Origin of the sequence: Flavonifractor sp. An52 (assembly GCF_002159385.1) — a bacterium.
Lineage (GTDB): Bacteria > Bacillota > Clostridia > Oscillospirales > Oscillospiraceae > Flavonifractor > Flavonifractor avicola.
In genome coordinates, this window is record NZ_NFIB01000001.1 from 126,716 (window position 1) to 144,541 (window position 17,826).

Annotated in this window: 18 protein-coding genes, 2 tRNA genes, 1 other RNA gene and 1 pseudogene; 1 reads left to right on the forward strand and 21 read right to left on the reverse strand. The window is 50.7% G+C overall.

The annotated features are described in order from the left end of the window. Positions 1-19: 19 nt before the first annotated feature. The 18 genes and pseudogenes from B5G06_RS00640 to ffs all read right to left on the reverse strand — a co-directional run bounded on the left by B5G06_RS00640 (position 20) and on the right by ffs (position 14,503). A complete protein-coding gene (locus tag B5G06_RS00640; protein ID WP_242955294.1) occupies positions 20-757 on the reverse strand; it encodes an S-layer homology domain-containing protein in 738 nt (245 codons plus the stop codon). Beyond that, positions 663-1,685: a hypothetical protein gene (locus tag B5G06_RS13970; RefSeq protein WP_158094647.1), complete on the reverse strand. Its 1,023-nt coding sequence runs from the start codon at positions 1,683-1,685 to the stop codon at positions 663-665. The genes B5G06_RS00640 and B5G06_RS13970 overlap by 95 nt, the downstream gene beginning before the upstream one ends. Beyond that, entirely contained in the window at positions 1,686-1,946 is a 261-nt protein-coding gene (locus tag B5G06_RS00650; protein WP_087187179.1) for a DUF6103 family protein, read from the reverse strand. It abuts the gene before it with no gap. A gap of 11 nt (positions 1,947-1,957) precedes the next feature. Next, the gene (locus B5G06_RS00655) at positions 1,958-2,668 is read right to left on the reverse strand and encodes a hypothetical protein (RefSeq protein ID WP_087187180.1); all 711 of its coding nucleotides are present in this window, start codon (positions 2,666-2,668) and stop codon (positions 1,958-1,960) included. Positions 2,669-2,698: 30 nt separating this feature from the next. Beyond that, positions 2,699-2,944, reverse strand: a pseudogene (locus B5G06_RS00660) (M23 family metallopeptidase); the annotation flags it as partial. A 423-nt stretch (positions 2,945-3,367) separates the two neighbouring features. Further along, positions 3,368-4,318, reverse strand: a complete 951-nt coding sequence (locus tag B5G06_RS00665) for an S-layer homology domain-containing protein (RefSeq protein WP_087187181.1) — start codon at positions 4,316-4,318, stop codon at positions 3,368-3,370. Between the two features lie 169 nt (positions 4,319-4,487). Next, a complete protein-coding gene (locus B5G06_RS00670; RefSeq protein WP_087187182.1) occupies positions 4,488-5,855 on the reverse strand; it encodes an S-layer homology domain-containing protein in 1,368 nt (455 codons plus the stop codon). Between the two features lie 37 nt (positions 5,856-5,892). Then, positions 5,893-6,594 carry an SH3 domain-containing protein gene (locus B5G06_RS00675; protein ID WP_087187183.1) on the reverse strand — a complete coding sequence of 234 codons (702 nt, stop codon included), beginning with the start codon at positions 6,592-6,594 and terminating at the stop codon, positions 5,893-5,895. A 596-nt stretch (positions 6,595-7,190) separates the two neighbouring features. Further along, the gene (locus B5G06_RS00680) at positions 7,191-7,532 is read right to left on the reverse strand and encodes an RNA polymerase sigma factor (RefSeq protein WP_087187184.1); all 342 of its coding nucleotides are present in this window, start codon (positions 7,530-7,532) and stop codon (positions 7,191-7,193) included. A 284-nt stretch (positions 7,533-7,816) separates the two neighbouring features. Next, positions 7,817-8,002, reverse strand: a complete 186-nt coding sequence (locus B5G06_RS00685; RefSeq protein ID WP_087187185.1) for a hypothetical protein — start codon at positions 8,000-8,002, stop codon at positions 7,817-7,819. Between the two features lie 63 nt (positions 8,003-8,065). After that, complete coding sequence (locus B5G06_RS00690; protein WP_087187186.1) at positions 8,066-8,533, reverse strand: hypothetical protein; 468 nt, start codon at positions 8,531-8,533, stop codon at positions 8,066-8,068. A gap of 267 nt (positions 8,534-8,800) precedes the next feature. After that, a complete protein-coding gene (locus B5G06_RS00695) occupies positions 8,801-10,138 on the reverse strand; it encodes a DNA adenine methylase (RefSeq protein ID WP_087187187.1) in 1,338 nt (445 codons plus the stop codon). Next, complete coding sequence (locus B5G06_RS00700) at positions 10,135-10,815, reverse strand: hypothetical protein (protein WP_087187188.1); 681 nt, start codon at positions 10,813-10,815, stop codon at positions 10,135-10,137. Before B5G06_RS00700 ends, B5G06_RS00695 begins: the two co-directional genes overlap by 4 nt. Positions 10,816-11,133: 318 nt before the next feature. Beyond that, a tRNA-Ala gene (locus B5G06_RS00705) sits at positions 11,134-11,209 on the reverse strand. Positions 11,210-11,338: 129 nt separating this feature from the next. Further along, positions 11,339-11,995: a YoaK family protein gene (locus B5G06_RS00710; RefSeq protein WP_242955288.1), complete on the reverse strand. Its 657-nt coding sequence runs from the start codon at positions 11,993-11,995 to the stop codon at positions 11,339-11,341. A 79-nt stretch (positions 11,996-12,074) separates the two neighbouring features. Then, on the reverse strand, positions 12,075-12,422 hold the full coding sequence (locus B5G06_RS00715; RefSeq protein ID WP_087187190.1) for a YbaB/EbfC family nucleoid-associated protein: 348 nt from the start codon (positions 12,420-12,422) through the stop codon (positions 12,075-12,077). A 14-nt stretch (positions 12,423-12,436) separates the two neighbouring features. Then, positions 12,437-14,143, reverse strand: coding sequence for a DNA polymerase III subunit gamma/tau (gene dnaX / locus B5G06_RS00720; RefSeq protein ID WP_087187191.1), 1,707 nt, complete (start codon positions 14,141-14,143; stop codon positions 12,437-12,439). A 95-nt stretch (positions 14,144-14,238) separates the two neighbouring features. After that, an RNA gene (gene ffs, locus B5G06_RS00725) (signal recognition particle sRNA large type) lies at positions 14,239-14,503 on the reverse strand. A gap of 174 nt (positions 14,504-14,677) precedes the next feature. Between ffs and B5G06_RS00730 the strand changes: the two genes are divergently transcribed. Continuing rightward, positions 14,678-14,753 (forward strand) — tRNA-Ala (locus B5G06_RS00730). A gap of 32 nt (positions 14,754-14,785) precedes the next feature. Here the strand turns inward: B5G06_RS00730 and B5G06_RS00735 are convergent. From B5G06_RS00735 to B5G06_RS00740, 3 genes are all read right to left on the reverse strand, one after another. Next, positions 14,786-16,408: a recombinase family protein gene (locus tag B5G06_RS00735; RefSeq protein ID WP_087187192.1), complete on the reverse strand. Its 1,623-nt coding sequence runs from the start codon at positions 16,406-16,408 to the stop codon at positions 14,786-14,788. 103 nt (positions 16,409-16,511) lie between these two features. Further along, positions 16,512-16,688, reverse strand: coding sequence for a hypothetical protein (locus B5G06_RS13975; RefSeq protein ID WP_158094648.1), 177 nt, complete (start codon positions 16,686-16,688; stop codon positions 16,512-16,514). 393 nt (positions 16,689-17,081) lie between these two features. After that, positions 17,082-17,636 (reverse strand): RNA polymerase sigma factor, encoded by a 555-nt coding sequence (locus B5G06_RS00740; protein ID WP_242955289.1) that lies wholly within the window; start codon positions 17,634-17,636, stop codon positions 17,082-17,084. Positions 17,637-17,826: the final 190 nt, after the last annotated feature.

Consider the following 17,826-nt stretch of genomic DNA (forward strand, 5'->3'; position numbering starts at 1 on the left):
AACGCCTGTTGGCAGATGCTTATTTCTCGTTTTCCGCAAACCGCATGAGGATGGTTGCAATCTCAGCGCGGGTGGCGGTGCCGGTGGGATCCAGCTTGCCGCCGTCCTTGCCGGTGAGCAAGCCGGAGCCTACCGCCCACTCCATAGCCTCAGCGGCCCAGGAGGAGGTACCGGTGCTGTCAGCGAAGGTGGTCAGGTCGCCCTTAGCGGACACGTCGTACTCCTTGTACTCAGCGTAGCGGTACAGGATGGTGGCCAGCTGTTCGCGGGTCACGGTGTCGTTGGGGGCAAACACGGTGTCGCTGTAGCCCTTGACGATGCCCTTGGAGGCAGCCCAGTTCACAGCGTCGGTGTACCACACGCCGCTCTCCACGTCGGTGAAGGGCAGGGTGGCGTCGGTCTCAGGCTGACCCTCCAGCCGCCACAGGATGGTGACGACCATGGCCCGGTTGGTGGTCATGAGGGGAGCAAAGGTGGTGGTGGAGATGCCGTCCATCAGCTTATTATCATAGACGTACTTCACCGCCTCATAGAACCAGTCGCCGGACTTCACATCAGTGAAGGGCAGGCCGGTCTCCACGGGGGTATCGTCCTTAGTGAAGGAGGCCTTCACGGTGACATTGCTTCTGGGCATTCTGAAGGTATACTTGCTGTCGCCCTTGTCAGTCACGGCAACGGCGTTCCCCTTGGCATCGGTAACGGTAACACCATCGGCCTTGTAGCCCTCGTCGGGAGTCAATGTTACAGTGACTGTCAACCCGGCAGAAGGACGGCTGTTGGACACCTTCACAGTAATCAAAGCCATCCTCACGGCAGAGGATGACTTTGAGAGCGTCGCATACCTGGCTGTTCTCCAGGTCATATTCGGCATAGATATTGAGCCAGTTGTTGTTGTCCGCCGAATCTACATGGGTTCCAAAGACCTCATCGGGATTGAAAGAGCAGTCCATGTAGAAGTTCAATCGGCCGTCGAGCTCGGAGATCTCGTCGGAGAAAATGATTTCCTCTGGACGCAATCTGCGTGAGCCGTGGAGCTCGACTGGGGCTTGCGTATGGCTGGTGAGCTGCTTGCCCTCCAGCCGGGAGAGGAAAATATTCCAGCGAACCTCCTTGTTCACATGGCCGCCCTTGTCCGCAAAGTAGGCGGCGGAGGACACATCTTTGAGCCGGAAGCTCTGCCAGCCATCCATAATATTGAGGGCGGAGAGAAGTCCTTTGTCAAAGTCGATCTCCACCAGACCGGTGACTTTGCCGAAATTCTCCAGCCTCCATGCGGCCAGCTGCTCAAACCGCTGAGGTGAAATCTCCTCTGCACCATAGATACACCGGGCGAATCCCTTTTCTTTGTCACCGAATGTGCCGCGCACATAGCGTCGCATGAGGATCGCCATATCCAAAAATTCCTGGCCGCTTTTGGTGGAGAGATAGTGTTCCTGCCCGTTCTCCGTGATGTGGAGTCCTGCATACCGGGCACTGGCTTCAGCGTTTCGCTGGCTTTCAAGCCGCTCGGCATCCAGCGCCTGTTGGATCTTCTCCTGCTGCTCCAGCGGAACACGCTGAGCGTAAAGTTCATTGAGCTGCTCCTGCATGGTTCTCTCGACGGTGGTTCCGTCTTCGGTCAGAGCCTGCTCCAGTGCGGCAAGCTGGCGCTTGTCCAGCCAGAGTTCGATAGAAACAGAGTCCAATTACACCACCTCCTCGCTCACCGCAGTGGGCGTATCGACCGGAGTGCGGGGCTGGCGTTTGATGCGGGGGCGTGGAGGTTCAGCAGGTTCCTCCATGCTCTCGATATATTCACGGGTCTGAGCCGGAACATACTTTTCGTAGAGCTTGGCGAGAAAATCCTCCAGCTCCGTTTCCAAAGTCGTTTCCTTCTTCTCTGTATAGAACCGGAGCGCCCGCAGCTTTTCCGCTTCCATGTCGATGCTGATACTTGTTTTTTTCATATACATCCTCCTCACATAAACATCTTCATGGCACTCTCTGCTCTGGCACAGTCCGCGATTGCCTGGTCATACTGGACCAACAACTGAGGGTCTACGCCAGCAAGAACCAGTTCTGTCCCGTAGGGACCGGAGCGTACAGCGGAAACCTTGGCATCCAGGAGTTCGGCAAACTGCTCCTTCCCACGGTCGCTCAGCTGGGTCAGTTCTGCCGCAGGCACCCATCCGACATCGGCAGTGGTGTGGACCAGATACACATCATGCTCCGGCAGGCCGAGTTCCAGCAGATTCCTCAGCCGGATGGCAGGCTCTTGCGCGAGTGCTTTCAGTTCCTGTTCGGGCAACGGTTTTGGAGCGAGGAACACCCTGGTCTGCGCGTGTTCGCCGCATTCGTAATCGATGCGCCGCCACTCACCGCCGCTGGCAACCTGCAACTCGCCCAGATGGCTGTACCGCCAATCACGACCAGTTTCCTTGCACCAGCGGATCACATGTTCGCTGACGCTGCCTTCCGTCCATTCAAAATTGAACAGAGTTTCACCCTGTTTTTTCAGCAAGTCCGTCCATTGGTTCCGGTCGGTAAACCCCAGACTATGCTCCACAATGGCCTGACACATGCGAATGGCCCAATCAGAAGGCTCGCTTTTGCTCTCATGTCTTTTTCTGAATTCCTCCAGCTGGGAGAGCAGTGCGAGCTGTTCAGGAGCTATATTTTTCACTTCCATCCTCCTTTCTCATCACTACGACTCGTGATTTTACCCTCCCGCTGTAGGTAGATAAGCACGAGGGTCAGTTTGTTCACCGTCCACACGAACCTCGAAATGCAGATGAGGCCCGGTGGAACGGCCGGTAGAGCCAGAGAGTGCGATGATATCTCCAGCCTCTACGGTCTGGCCTACCTGAACGAGCAGTCTGGAGTTATGACCGTAGAGCGTCGAGAGCCCATTACCGTGATCAATCATCACATAGTACCCATAGCCTCCTGCGTTGTACTGTGATACTCTGCTGTACCGTCAGGGTCAGCAGGGGAGGCTCATAGAAATACTGCGGAAAATGACGCCCATCATAGAGCTGCGAGAGTCGCATACCGTTGTCATAGACTACTGGCCATCCTGCCCCAGGAACAAATACCCCACCTGTATGCCCTGGGGCGTGAATATTGCATACTGCTGACCCCGCTGAACCACATACATACCACTCATCATGGCTAAATTCCCTCCCAATAAAAAATATACTCCATCTGTAAATGGAGTATTTAACAAGGATATACTCTTAATTTGCAAAGTTGCACATATATGCTTTCTAATCGGACGAATTGCCGCCCCACACGCTACTTGCTCAGAGTCTACAGTACCCAACTAAACACAGCGCCTATAAAAATGACCGCCCACACCTGCGTTTAGGTGGGGCGGTCACTCTATTCATTATGCCATATCACGATACAGGAAGGTGACGATCTGACCACGGGTACAGGTCATATCAGGAGAAAATGTTTTGGCGCTGGTACCAGCGGTAATTCCCTGCTGCACCGCCCAAGCCACTGCCTGAGCATATTCTGCGTCAGCGGCTACATCGGTAAAATCAGCAGCCGCTACAACAGGCTTTTCCGCCAGCTTCCACAGATAGGTCACAGTGGCGCTGCGAGTGCAGGGGGTATCGCCTTCAAAAGAAGAACCGGAAACCAGCCCCTTCTCATAGGCCCACACAGCGGCACTTGCATAGTAAGCGTCATTTGCCATATTGGTAAAGGGGTTGTTGATCGTGGGGGCGGGAGACCCATTGGCACGCCACAGGAAGGTCAAAATCTGAGCAGTGGTGCAGGTCATATCAGGAGAAAATGTATTGGCGCTGGTACCGCTGGTAATGCCCTTCTCTACTGCCCACTTGACAGGCTCAGCATACCAGGCATTGGCGGCAACATCGGAAAAGCCGTTGTCAGGCTGAGGCTGGCTAGAGCCGTCCCCCAAGACCACATAAACCTCGGTAAAGTTTGTGCCCGTGGAGAAGCTGATCATGCCAATGTTGTCCCGGAACAGCTCATTAGTAGTTACTGTCTCACTGATCTCTCCCACAGTGGCCTCCACAGGAGCATAACGATCACCGTTCTTGATGTACTCCATATAGGTACCATAGCCTTCGGAGTAAGTAATGCTGCTGCCAGGCTCTACCACAATAACGGAAGCCTTTTCTTCCATGGTCTCGCCAAACCAGTCCAGCGTAATGGTCCGCTCCTCCACCTTGGCAGAGGTAAATGACCAATCCTTTCCGGCGCTATCCTTTACTGAATATGGGCCATATCCACCAGCTGCCATTGCCGGGACAGCCAGTCCCATGCACAGAACCACAGCCGAAAACAGAGCAACAATTCTTTTCATAATCCATGTTCCCTTTCTCTCTTTAAAATTGTGGTTGTGCCTGACTTCCTTGTCTTGCCACCTTTCTTTCCGGGCTATCTCCAAAGGGCACAACCATTTCACAGGAGACTTCCCGTCTTTTACCCGACAAACAGTTCTGCAAACTGTCAGGAGTCTCAAGGAAATGGTGTTACTTACGGGAGTCAATGTCTACTACACGGGAGAGAATAGTAACAACCTCTGCCCGGGTAATATACTTATAAACACTCATGGTTCCCTTGCTGTCCTCACCGTTAAGAATACCTGCATTGTACAGCTTGTAGATTGCGGAATCACAAAGCTCAATGGGCAAACACCAAGTTGCATAGCCAGGCTTTCCATCCGTCTTGTCATAGGGAATGTTGGTCACGTTCTTGATGGCAGGATAGCAAGTATCGGGCAGTGCGCTGGCAAACAGATAAGCCATACTGGAACGGGTAATGGGGCCATAATCAGGCGTTCCAGAACTCATATTGGTAAAGCCACCATTCAGCAGATGGAAGGTGCCCTCATTGATGATCCCCTGCTCAAATGCATAATCAAAATAGGGATCAAACCAGTATTCGCCCGCCTTAGCAGTAAAGTCATGGTTGTCACCGTTATAAATAGAACGAACACGAGCCGCAAGCACCATTGCCTCCGTAATGCTTAGCTGCCCATTGGGATTAAAGGAGTTGGCAGAAGTACCAGACACCAGACCAAGCTCATAGGCAGTAGCCATGTCCTTCTTGTACCAGGCATTGGCGGGAACATCGGTAAACTGGCCGTTGTAGGTGTTGACCTTCTTAAAGTTATCCAAGCTACCCTGAGCAGGAGGGGTAACCGTACCATTACCGTTATCAGTCAAACTGCCCTTGATGGTAATGGTCTCCTTCTTATCCTGAAGATCCAGGGTAATATGGGCAGTGTTGGTGCCAGTCCTTTTCACAATGTTGGAGTTGCCGCTAACTGTCACTTCACCAGGGAAAGTAAAGTCAAACTCAGCAAAACTGGTTACCAGCTTATTGGCTCGGGCATCTGCGGCCTGCTGATCTGCGACTTCAACAGGTCCAATATGAGGATACTGCTCCGCAATTTCCTTCTCAATTCGAGCATCAAATTCAGGCTGGCTCTTGACTGTAAAGCTGATATTCATATAATTCTGACCATTTTCCGTGGTCATACCAGCAGAGATGTTTTCCAGCAGATAGTCGTTCTCAAAGGCGTAGAGGATAGACTGCACATTGCTGAAATTCTCCTCATTGTCCAGAGCTACATACGTTTTACCGTCATTACCTACCACCCTGAGGTCGGTCACCTTGTCTGCATAATACTGCTGGTAGCTGTCAATGGCATTTTCCTTGTACCAGTCAAGCTCATCCTGAGTCATCCAGCCATACATATTCCAAACTCCACCACCGGAAGTATTGAAATGCACATAGCCTGTCTCAGGAATACCATCCGAGCCACAGCCCGCCAGCAAACCGCACATCATGCAGGCTACCAGAATTCCGCACAGCATCTTTTTCAGTCGATTCATAATTGATTGTACCTCTTATCCTCTTAAGTATGATCTCTTAATTAACATTGATACCTGCGTTGCCCACGGACTGGTTGTCTTTAAAAGCATCTGGATTTCCGCCATTGTTTGCATTTAAAAGTCCTGACAAACCTTGGCCTGCCGCTTCAACCGCCTTCCTGCCTTCATCATTGATTGCATCCAACTCTTCCTCAGTTGGTATTCTCATTTGTCCGCCAGTGCTTGGCTTGCTGGTTTGACCACTAGAAGAACCACCTGTAGGTGTACTCGGCTTACTGACCTGTGGCTTGGTAGCACTGAGATAGTCACTGCTGACATAAGCCTCCTGCCCTTGGAACACAACACGGCTCCAACCGTCTGCATCCCCGATTCCAATACCGGTTCTTGTAATCTCCTGGGCCTTTGCCAAACTACCTAACTTGTTACCAGAGGTGCTATATGTATCTCGTACATTTACTGTGGTGGTTGCATATAAGGTCTCGCTACAATCGGTGAAAAGCTGCTCCTGTTCCGTGGTATCATCCCGGGCAGGAGTGGAAACGCTCTCCGGGGTGGGGGTGGTTTCGGGTGCGGTCTGGGTGGTCTGCTCTGGGGTGGGGGTACTGCTCTCCATGGACTGGGAGACTTCGGGGGTGCTGGTTTCCTGGCTCTTATCAGCGGCGTTTTCATTGGAACCACCGCAGGCTGTCATGGATAAAATCAGGGCCAGGGACATACCATATATGATCGCCTTTTTCATTACGTTTTCCTCCCGTGCCGTCACAGTGACGGCTTTTTTATTGACTCTCAACAGCTTCCACCCAAGGGGGACAGAGCCAATCTGTCTCCCCTTGAGCTTCTGCCGCCGAGACAAAAAGAGCGCACACAGGTATAAAGATACCCATGCACGCACGAAATGATCTTGCTATGTGCTTTACACAACTCGTATAACGCACCTTGCTAATTCAACAAGATTGCATTATACTGTGGATGTGGTACTGCTGACGCAGTTGTGCATGGTGGTCACGACACCTGTACAGGGGATAGAGGGTTGCCGCCCTCTATCCCTGCCGCACTATTTTTTTGCCTCGTAACCTCATTCTAAACCATATAGGTAGAAAATGCAAGCCAAGGCATTAACATCTGTTTTTAAATTTAACATCAAGTCTCCTTTCTTTTTTTATATTTGAAGGGTACATCTGTGTGCATCCCTATCTCCCATATTTCCAATGTAGGCGTAGCGGTAGAAGAATTTTTTTAGTTGTAAACTCTTCTATATAGCCTTGTTCTCTTTGAAAATACCTATGTATTTCCTGTGCAAAATACGTCTGTGCAGATTCGGGACCTATGTTCTATTTACTTGCGAAACTTATTGAGCCGATTTCTTACGGTATTAGGAGAACACCCCAATAGCCGCCCAATTTCACGGTATGATTTTCCTTCTACTTTTAAACTGTATATTTTTTGATTATCTAAGCCGTGCTTATATGCATGGGCATTTTTCCCTTGCAAGCGTTTCCCCTCAAATGCCCGCCGCTCCTGTTCAAGTCGCTCCTTCTTTTCCAGTTCATCAAGCATCCTAGCATAACGGTCTTCGAGATCATCCTGCACCTCTTCCGGTGCATTGGGGTCCCAACTATCTTCTTGGGTACTGGAAATTCCCCATGGCTCATTACTATCAATATAATTTTCAAACATTTTCACACCCCCTTTCCATAAAACTTGTTGTCACTATCTTTCTACGCCTCTCTTATCACAAAATTTTTGGTAATTTGGTAATTTGGTCAAACCGCCTCTACTGTATCCCCACTCTTCTAAGCCATGTATCGCTTACTGTCTATCCTAATTTTCAAATGTAAAAACCAGTTTTCTTATCTTTTGTACTTGTTCACCTCCTCAATATTATAATATAAAAATGCTGGGAACAGCAGAGTATCCCTATTTTTTGCTCACTGCCGGGCTACGCCGCTCCAAAGGCCCCCTTACATCTTTTCCTCACCCTCTGGGGCTTGTTTCACCCCCTTTTCCTCCTCTGCATACCACATACCCCCCAGCACCCCAAAAGTCCTCTCCAGCACCCCCAGAACCCCCAGGATCGCCACCACTCCCAGGGTGGTCATGGCAATCAGTACACAACCCCCAATCACCAGCTCTGCAATATGGCACATCTGCTTCACCTCCCTTTTAAACTGAGCGGGCCACCCTGACCGGGTGACCCGCTTACTGTTTCCTTATTTTTTCACTGTCTTGCCCTGGGGCATTTCCTCCCACTCCCAGGCACACTTGATGGTGTCACCGTCCAGCACCACACCATTCACAGCTCCCAGGTCAAGCAGAGCCTTGATCTTATCGGCGCAGAAGGTCTGACGGCCAAACCGGGAGGAAATTACCTTGTAGTTCTCTCCGTCCCGGTGGTACACCGTGTACATCAGATTTGCCACCGCTGCCGGGTCGGTGCTGGTCAGAGTCCCCACGCCCGTCTTGACCATGATGGCCCGGAACCCCTTGGCCTCGTCCAGCTTCAAGGCCCCGCTACCGTCCAGCACCATCCCCAGCACCTCACCGGACTTGACCGCCTCACTCAACTGCTTGGCGGTCATACCAATCACCTCGCCGCCATTCACACCGGGGTTAAAGACCTCATACCCAGTCACTCTCTGCCCCAGGTCAACCCGGTTAATGATGAACTTCTTATCCATAGTACACACTCCTTAAATTAGTTATCGGTCAAGTTCTATCTCTCAACCACAACTAAACTATAACGCTGACACAGCCCTCTTGACTGCTGACGAAATAGCCGGAATATGCACCTATGGATTGGTGAGATGGGAGGGGTAAAAGCAGAAAGTCCTGTACCCATATAAATGAGTACAGGATTTTGTGTTGATTATCTGTAACTTAGTAACTCGGTAACTTTCTTAAAGCTACTATTATCATAATCAGAATACTACACTTGCCGTTCAAAGTCAATCGAAATTCTTCCAGATTACTTCCGTCCGATAGTTGTCGGCCTTACCTCCCACGCTTGTCTTGGTATCAACCTCGTATTTCTTCCATTGGGGCGCTTGGAGATATGCGTTGTATAGTGGAACATCATAGTTACTGATTACAATTTTTGCCTTTGCGTTACAAATGGTTTTGAGCAGCAATTCATGGTTTGCGTAATCGGAGGAGAGTTTATATACACTCCCCAAATTCTTTTGCTCATCTTCCGGATCTAGGTAGGAAGGATCCAGGTAAAAGCAAGCGGTTTTGTCATTTAAGTAACTACATTCCATCAGATACATCAATGCACCTGACTGGCTGACCTGTACGCCATTCATACGCTCTGCCACATCATACAGTCTGCTGATTTGTGCATGGTATTGTTCATTGGTTTTGAATTTCTGAGGGCTGAATGCAGTCCCCATTCCGTCACGGCTCATGGTATAAACGATCCATGTTGCAACCGCTAAACTAACATCATCCGCAAAACTGAATTCATGATTGTTAAGTGTATGGAAGTAGGCAGACTGATAGAGCTGCTGTCTGAATTGTTCCTCTATCCGCTTTGCGTCAATCCGGTTTGGCTTCCCATGCTGAATTGTTTGTATTCTCTTTTCCAATGCAGCTTTCCGGGCAAGCTTTTCAGGTTCTACCTCGGCTGATAACTTTTTCACCTGGGCCGACAGTCTTTGAATATAAGTATGGACAGCCTCAGGCGCAAGCTCATCGCTTTGCTCCCGTAGTACATCTGCATAGATGGGGCGGAGTAGTGTCAAAAAATCCTCAGTCTCCTTCTGAAACTGGGTAAGCTGGGCAACTTCTGTTTCTGTCAGTGTCCCTCTCAACTTTAGCCGCTGGAGGGGTGACCAGTCCATTTGTACCGTACATTTATTTATGCTTTGTCGAAGCAACTGGAAGTTTTCAACCATATCCGTAGCTGTATATTTCTTGCCTAGCAGGCTCAGATATTGTTTGAACTGGCGTTTTAACTCGGAAAAATAGTCGTCCTCTTCCTCGTTTCTGAGCTTCACAGCGGCATAGAAGGTCTCAGGGGTATAGTCGGTATCATAAAGCCGGTAAATGACCTCCTGAGCTTTCTGAGGGTCGCTCATGCACCGCATAAACGCACAGAGACCGGCGCTGGCGTCATTATAAATTTCAACAGGGTGCCTCGGCTTATTGAGCAGGACACGGGCGCCGCCCCCAAAGGGCTCAATAAATATTTCTGTGTTGGTGTAGTCCAGCATATCACAGATGACAGGGGCCAGGGCCGCTTTCCCGCCGTAGTAGGGAAAGGCGCTCAATGTCTGGTTTCTCATGCCTGCGGCCCTTCTTGCCCAGCTTGTTCGACGAAATCTTTCATTTTTTCTTTATACAGGCAAACACACTTTTGCTTGCTTTTTCCGTCTCCTGTGGAGGCCACATAATCCAAGCTGCCCCGGTTTACCAGTGTAAATCCGCCTTGATATAGGTACTCCTGGATTGCTTTCGGGGTGATCGCTTGAAACTGGCTCCGCTGTATCTCCTCATTAAAGAGTTTGACGGGAATAGGGTATATGATGCAGCTGTCAGGCAGATGCCGGGGCTTTACGGTGGCAGCTTCAATATGGTTGCCCTCAATCATGTTGCCCAGCAGTTCAAGAATATCCTGTAAGCAGCTCTCGTCAATGGTACTGCCATCGTAGCAGGGGAGGGGATGGAAACTATAATAGTTTTCCCGAATACACTTTGCGATTTCGATACAATCAGATCGGGAGAGCATGACACCGTATTTCTTAAACGCTGCCAAGCCGCCCTCAAGGTCTACTGGTTCCAGCTGTGTCGTCCCCAAAAGGGCAGGTTCAGCGTTTCCCAAACGATACGCCGTGACTGAAACTTTTTCTTCGTTATTCCATCTATCCTTCAGTCGCTCGACTTCCAGCCGAAAGCTGTTGCCTTCTATTACGTGCTGTTCTGCCAGCTCTTTGTTATCTATGCTCCATACTGGTGCTGCCATGGTCATTTCCCCCTGTGACTATTTTTTGTCAAAATCATCACCGCTAGATTAGTTACACTTTATCACAGGTCAGAAACTTTGTCCACGGTTGTCAAATGAACTTAAAAAATGAGGAATTTCCCCGATTTTTGGCTCGTAGCCAGGAGCCAAATCCATAGCCAACGCTCCGAACTCCCCATCAAAAGCCAAGATTAGGCACGAAAAGACACGAGGTATTGGCTACAAAGCCAATACCTCACGACACTTAGCCAAGTAACAAGGAAAGCCCTGAACCCTTACGGGTTCAAGGCTTTCTCGTGTACTTTCCCAGTACTTTCATGGTGGAGATAAGCGGGATCGAACCGCTGACCTCTTGAATGCCATTCAAGCGCTCTCCCAGCTGAGCTATACCCCCAAATGTGTTTGTTCACCGACGGAACAGGTTGTATTTTACCAGCTTTGATTCCCATTGTCAAGTTCTTTTTTATCTTTTTTTACTTTAGGAAAAATACATACCAAGACTCCGTGTCCAAACACCTTTCTATCAATGGCGCATCAAAAGGAATGCAATCAGCAATGGAACACAGGCAACAGCCACCGTGCAGAGACTTAAAAAGCTGCTGCACCATGCACCCAACGCCGCACCACCAATGAAAAACAGAATGATTCCACCGTACTGTGCGGCCCGCAAAAGTTGATCCTTCTCCCCAGTACGGATAAACTGATACAGACGCTCCGTGCCGCTGCGCAGATTACCGGTACACATGGTGGTAGCAAAGGCATTACCGCGGACCTTTCGGAAGCTCTCTACCTGTATGGCACATACAAATGAGACCATGATATTGGCCAGTGCATTCAACTGCTGCGGAAGAAAAGCCACCAGCACCAACAGGATAATTTCCAAACAAACTGTGACCTGTCGCCAATGAACGACACGTGCTTCCTTCAATCGTTCTTTGATACACTCAGCGGCGATCACACCAGCTGCAAATGCCAGGATGGGCAGCAAATAATGTAGCACACCGCTCCAGTCCCCTTCCACTGCCCGCACACCTAACAAAACAATGTTACCTGTCTGTGCATTGGCAAATACGCCGCCCCTCATCAAATAGGTATAGGCATCCAGCAGGCCACCTGCTACCGCCAACAGCGCACCGATCCGAAATCGTTCCGATGTCTGCAACCCCTTGGCCGTCTCCATGTTCATGTTCCTCCGCTTTCAGGTTCATTGCTTTTAATGGGAAATGGCCGCCCACAGGCGGCCATTTCCCGTTTCAAATTCAGAAGGGCAGGTTCAGGCCGCCGGTCAGCTGCTGCATGGAAGAGGCAGAGTCGTTCTCCGCCGCACGCAGCGCCTCATTCACGGCTGCCACAATCATATCCTGCAGCATCTCCACATCCTCAGGATCTACCGCATCGGGGTCAATAGTAACACTCTCCAGCACGCGCTTGCCGGTCACAGTGGCGCTGACCGCACCACCGCCGGCTGCCGCAGTGTAGGTCTTGGTCTCCAGCTCCTGCTGCATCTTCATCATATCCTGCTGCATCTTCTGGACCTGCTTCATCATGTTCATGTTCATGCCGCCGCCCATGCCGCCAAATCCGCGGCTGTTAAATCCCTTTGCCATAGGTCGCAACTCCTTTATTCTTCAATAATAATGTTGTCAAACTGCTGGCCCATTGCCAACAGATCATCCAGATTATCATGCTCGGCTGGCTGTTGTGCCGCCGGAGCTGTTTTTGGCGGTGCACCCACCTTTACAGTACACCGTACAGCCCGGCCGGTCTGCGCAGCAGCCAGCTTTTCCAACGCTTCCAGCACTGCAGAAGTGCCCACCATGTTTTTGGTAAAATCCGTATCCACCCACAGCGTTAACACGCTGTCTTCCAGCAGGCCCTGTACTGCGGACGGATTGCTGAGAAAGGGATAGACTGCCGGGAACTTTCCCCGAAGCCCAGCCACCAGCCTTGGCCACAAATCACCAGACGGCGCCGCCATAACCGGGGTATCGGCAGGCTTCTTCTCCACCCGAGAAACAGGCGCCGGGGCAGGCTCCGATTCTGCTTCATAAGCGATACGCTCCCCGGGTTCCTCTGGCAGCGGGGGGCGCTCCTCTTCCCTGGGCGGGGTATCCTTCTGCCCGCTCCGGCTATCCGGCACCTTTTTCTGCGGTACAGGCGGTACCGCACAGGCGGTAGGTATCCCACCTGCCAGTAGTTCCTCTACTCTGGACAGACGGGCATTGATTCCCGCCATACTCTCATCCAGCACCGGATCACAGAGACGGATCAGACAGAGCTCAGCATCTGTGCGGCGGTTGCCGCTGCGGGACAGGTCGGCAATGGTAGACTGGAGCACACCCAGCATCTGGGCCAGCCGGGGCGTTTGAAACAGATTGGACAGCCGCCGCATGGTATTCTCGTCGTAGCCACCAGTCAGCAGTGCTGCTCCACCCTTAGGGGCCGTCTTTCGTACCAGAAGATCCCTTGTCAGAGCAGACAGCTCACCCAGCAGGCTCCCTACTTCCTTGCCAGCACCATACAGTCTGGCCAGGGTCTCCAGGGCAGCAGCGGTATCACCCTGTCCGATCTGCTCCATCAGGCGGGCTGTCTCCAGGTTCCCAGCCAACCCCAAGGCGTCCAGCACCTCCTGAACACCGATAGGGCCGTCCGGTATCGCGCACTGGTCTAGCAGGGACAGGGCATCACGCAGTCCACCGTCCGCCAGCCGGGCCAGTAATTCCGCGCCCTCTCCTCTCAGCTCCAGACCCTCTTGGCGCGCCACATAGGCCAGCCGGGCAGCGATATCGCCGGGCAGAATGCGCTTGAAGGAGAACTGCTGACAGCGGGACTTGATGGTAGCCGGCACTTTATGCAGCTCTGTAGTGGCCAAAATAAACATCAGATGTGCAGGAGGCTCTTCCAGGATCTTCAGCAACGCATTGAATGCCGCGGTAGAGAGCATATGGACCTCGTCCACAATGTACACCCGTTTCCGCACCGCCGCTGGAGTATATACCGCCTCATCCCGCAGGGCACGAACCTGGTCCACGCCGTTGTTGGAGGCCGCATCCAGCTCCAATACATCCAAAATAGAGCCGTTCTCAATGCCCAGGCAGGACGGGCACTGGTTGCAGGGGTTCCCGTTGACCGGGTGCTCACAGTTGACCGCCCGGGACAGGATTTTGGCACAGGTAGTCTTGCCTGTGCCTCTGGTACCTGTAAACAAATAGGCGTGAGAGAGTCGTCCGGTCTCCACCTGCCGCTTCAACGTATCGGTGATATGGGCCTGACCCACCACGTCGTCAAAGGTACGGGGCCGCCATTTTCGGTATAAAGCCTGATACACGCCGGTCACCTCGTCATAAAAGTGAAAAAGAGGGGCGGAGGATGCGGAAAGCCGCGTCGCTTCGCCCCTCCTTGTACATCCGGTTCATGGCAAGACCGCACACCGACCTTTGGAATCAGCGCTATGCCCGTTACCCTGGCAGCCGGCTCAGGAGCGGGAACCCCGCGGCACAGATCGCGGTCCGCTTAGTGCTGCTCGGTTCCCCGCCTGACACGGTTCACGGGGCGACCTTGCGCGGGACCGATCCATCATCACTACTTACCGGGGTCAGACGACACAACGCAGATCCGGGGGCCGGGATTCATCCCTGCTGTAGCGGGTTGCAGGTACAGGGCACCGCTAACTCCCCGACTAGTGCGGCCTTGCCTTGGACCGGACGCATCAGCGCCGTCCGCTGGAAGGCTGTATTTGATATCATACATCATTTCCGACCATTTATCAATATCACTTTTTAGTTTTTTTCAAAAACCTCTTTACAACCGTTTTAATTATGCTATAATACTGGAGTGTTGAGTGAATACATTGAAATAATATGGGCCTATAGCTCAGCTGGGAGAGCGTTCGGTTCGCATCCGAGAGGTCGAGGGTTCGAATCCCTTTGGGTCCACCAAAGACAGGCTTGTTCGCGCAAGCCTGTCTTTTTTATGCCGTGATATATACCAAAGGTTGTTCATTTGTTCCCTGATCCTGGCACTCTGTTGCCATTGTGCGGAACTCCTCAAAGGAGACATTAAATTCAATTTCCAGTGTGTAATCTCGATAGACATAAACAGATTTGATGAACTGGGAAATAATCATCTTCTTGGCAGCAAAGTTACAGTTATCATAGAGGTCAGCCCAGGTCTTTATCTTCTCATACTCTTTCCGCTCTACATCAGCGTTCGCAAGATGAATGTCCAGTTCTTCCCTCGCTGCCTCTACTGCGGCCTCAAGCTCTGTTACCTCGGCCTTCGCTTTGCTGACAAGTTCGTTCAGAAACTCCATATCAAACTTGCTCTGCCCGCGAATGACCTTGATTCCTTCATTCTGGTAATCAACCAGTTCTCTTTGCTTTTCTGCTAACTGCACCGTTGCCAGATGGTGTCTCGCTTTTGCTAATTCGATGGCTTTCCGGTTCTGTTTCGCAACAATATCTTCCCCGGATGCGGCACTGATTTTAGAAAGCTGATAGCGCACGATCCGGTCTATAATCCCATCCAATTTTTTTACTCCATAGCCTGACTGTCCATCACATTCTCCCGGATGACGGACATTATAGTGACACTGATACCTGGCACGAATGTCGTGGTAAATGCTGCCATCCTTTCGCACTCGGTTCCTGCCTCCAGTGGTTAAAGTTAGCCGATTTTTACAATGGCCGCAAAAAATATTCCCTACCAGGAGAGATTGTCCTTTTAGGTTCAATGGAGTTTCTGCATGGTGTGTCGTTCTGTCAGACATGATTTTCTGTGCCCGGTCAAAGGTCTCCTGGTCGATGATTTGCAATTCTGGAATAAACTCCGATTGGGCATCCCCATTCCGTATTACTCCCGTATAGATAGGATTCTTGATGATACGATTGATGGAGGTATTCGGAAAGTTCTTTCCGTTAGGCTTGCGGATTTTCTTTTCTTCCAGATACCGGGAAAGACGCTGGGCACCATATCCCTCGTTCACATACTTGTGAAAAATCAGTTGAATGATTTTCGCGGCATTTTCGTCTACCGCCAAATCAAAGACTTCTTTGTTCCGCTTATTGGTACGGCCTCGCTTATCCAGGCGATAGCCATACGCAATAGAGCCGCCTGTATAAAAGCCGCTCTCTGTAAGCTGCTCCAGCCGGGTCTTGGTGCGTACAGAAGTCTTGATACTCTCACCCGACGCTTGCCAGTAGCGTATGTAGTTCAACAGCTTATCTACATGATTGTCAAACCGCTGCTGTCCCTCTGTTGCACTCCAAACTTCAATTCCATTTCGCACAAACCACTCAACAATGAACGGAGTTTCATCATCCTTGCGGCCCAGGCGGTCAAACATATAGACCAAAAGAATATCAAACTTTCCCTCTACCGCGTCACGTTGAAGCTCCTGGATGGCGTCTCTTTCTTTTGCAGATTTCTTAAAGCCGGAAACGCCTTTCTCGTACACTTCCTTTTCAAGTTTCCAATTAGGGTGTTCTGCAATAAAAGCCCGGCAAAACTCTCTCTGCATAGGGATGTCGTTTTTCTCAACCTGTCCTACCGTAGATACACGATAAAGGCAATCGACTCGCACTACATTTTCCATAACATACACCTCATTCGCTATGGGAACAGTGTATGTATCCTTGTTTTCTCTATTTCTCTATCTATTTGTCAAGGTACACTTTACACTATTATTATAGCATTTTTTAGTCGTTTTTGCAAGAAATAGAGCAATTTTTGTCAATAAAGTTCTGATTTACAAGGGTGTCTTTCACCTTGTCCATCACACCGGGGACAGGCTTTTCTGCATATCGCATAATTACAGTGCAGCCATCAATCGTGATTACTTCACTCGGAAATTGTTTTGTCTCCAAAGGTTTCATATTCTTCTCCCATCTTTTGCGTCTCACGGTGAGACGCAAAAAGCCATATCATTCGGAGTGTCCACTGATAGGTGCAAGTAAGGATAGACAAGCCAGCGGCGGGTGGCAACCGCTCCATAGGCAATAAACCTCCCCCCATTCCCGTGGGCGGGGCGTCCTACTCTGTGACGCATAGCCGACGCAAGTAGCATGATCCCGTATTTGTGTCATGGCCTGCGGCTTTGCCAAACCGTGTTACGCTGCTGGTGTAGTTCGCTCCTTTCTGCCGGAGCTGTCACCTCCTTTCCCGGCAGAAGATCCCGGCGCACCCAGCGTTTGGCTCAACAGAATACGGCAAGTAACTGGCTCGTCCTATTCAGTTGTCAGAAAGATCGAAGGAATAAAACTCGTCCTTCACTTACCGCCGTTTTTGGTCCCGTTTTGCACCCACCTTTCCAAAAATTTTTTTAGAATTTTTTTGGCTGCCAATATTCTCTTGGATATATTCTGGTGTTTGACCTTCTCTTGCGCCGCAATTTCCTTTATGGTCAGTCCCTCCACACAGTAGAGCCAAAGACGGCGGCGTTGAGGCGCAGTCAGGCAGGCGTCCAGGCCCTCGGCCAACAGGCGGCATAGGCGGGCCCGTTCCTCTTGGTCGTATTGATCCATGACCTCCGTTTCGGCAGAGAGCACCGCAAAGGATAGTTCAGCCAGTCCTTCCAGTGAAATTGTCCGGTTACTGTGCCGGTGATCCGCTTTCTCAATCGCGTGGTAGTTTTCATCGGACCAGCGTTTCCATTTTTCAAACTCCTCCGCACTGGAGAAGTCGGCACGGGTCAGGCGGATATGTATTCCGGTGGCGCTTTTGCATACGATGGCGTCCGGGTCTTTTTTGTTCAGAGCATAGTCACTGTTTCGGTCAAACATATTGGCTCCTCCTTTAATTTTCGTTGATTCGTGGATGGTCAACGAAAATCGGGAGGAGAGCGGCAGGAGTATCTTTTTCCGCCAAAATGCAAAAATTTTTCTAAAGTTTCAATGTTTTTTCCCGACCGGGAAAGAGATGTGCAAAAAACACATCCATACCTCGACACATCACCCCAATATCTTTCAGAATTTTTTGAGAGATACTCGGGTAATTTGTCGAGAAAAAATTGAG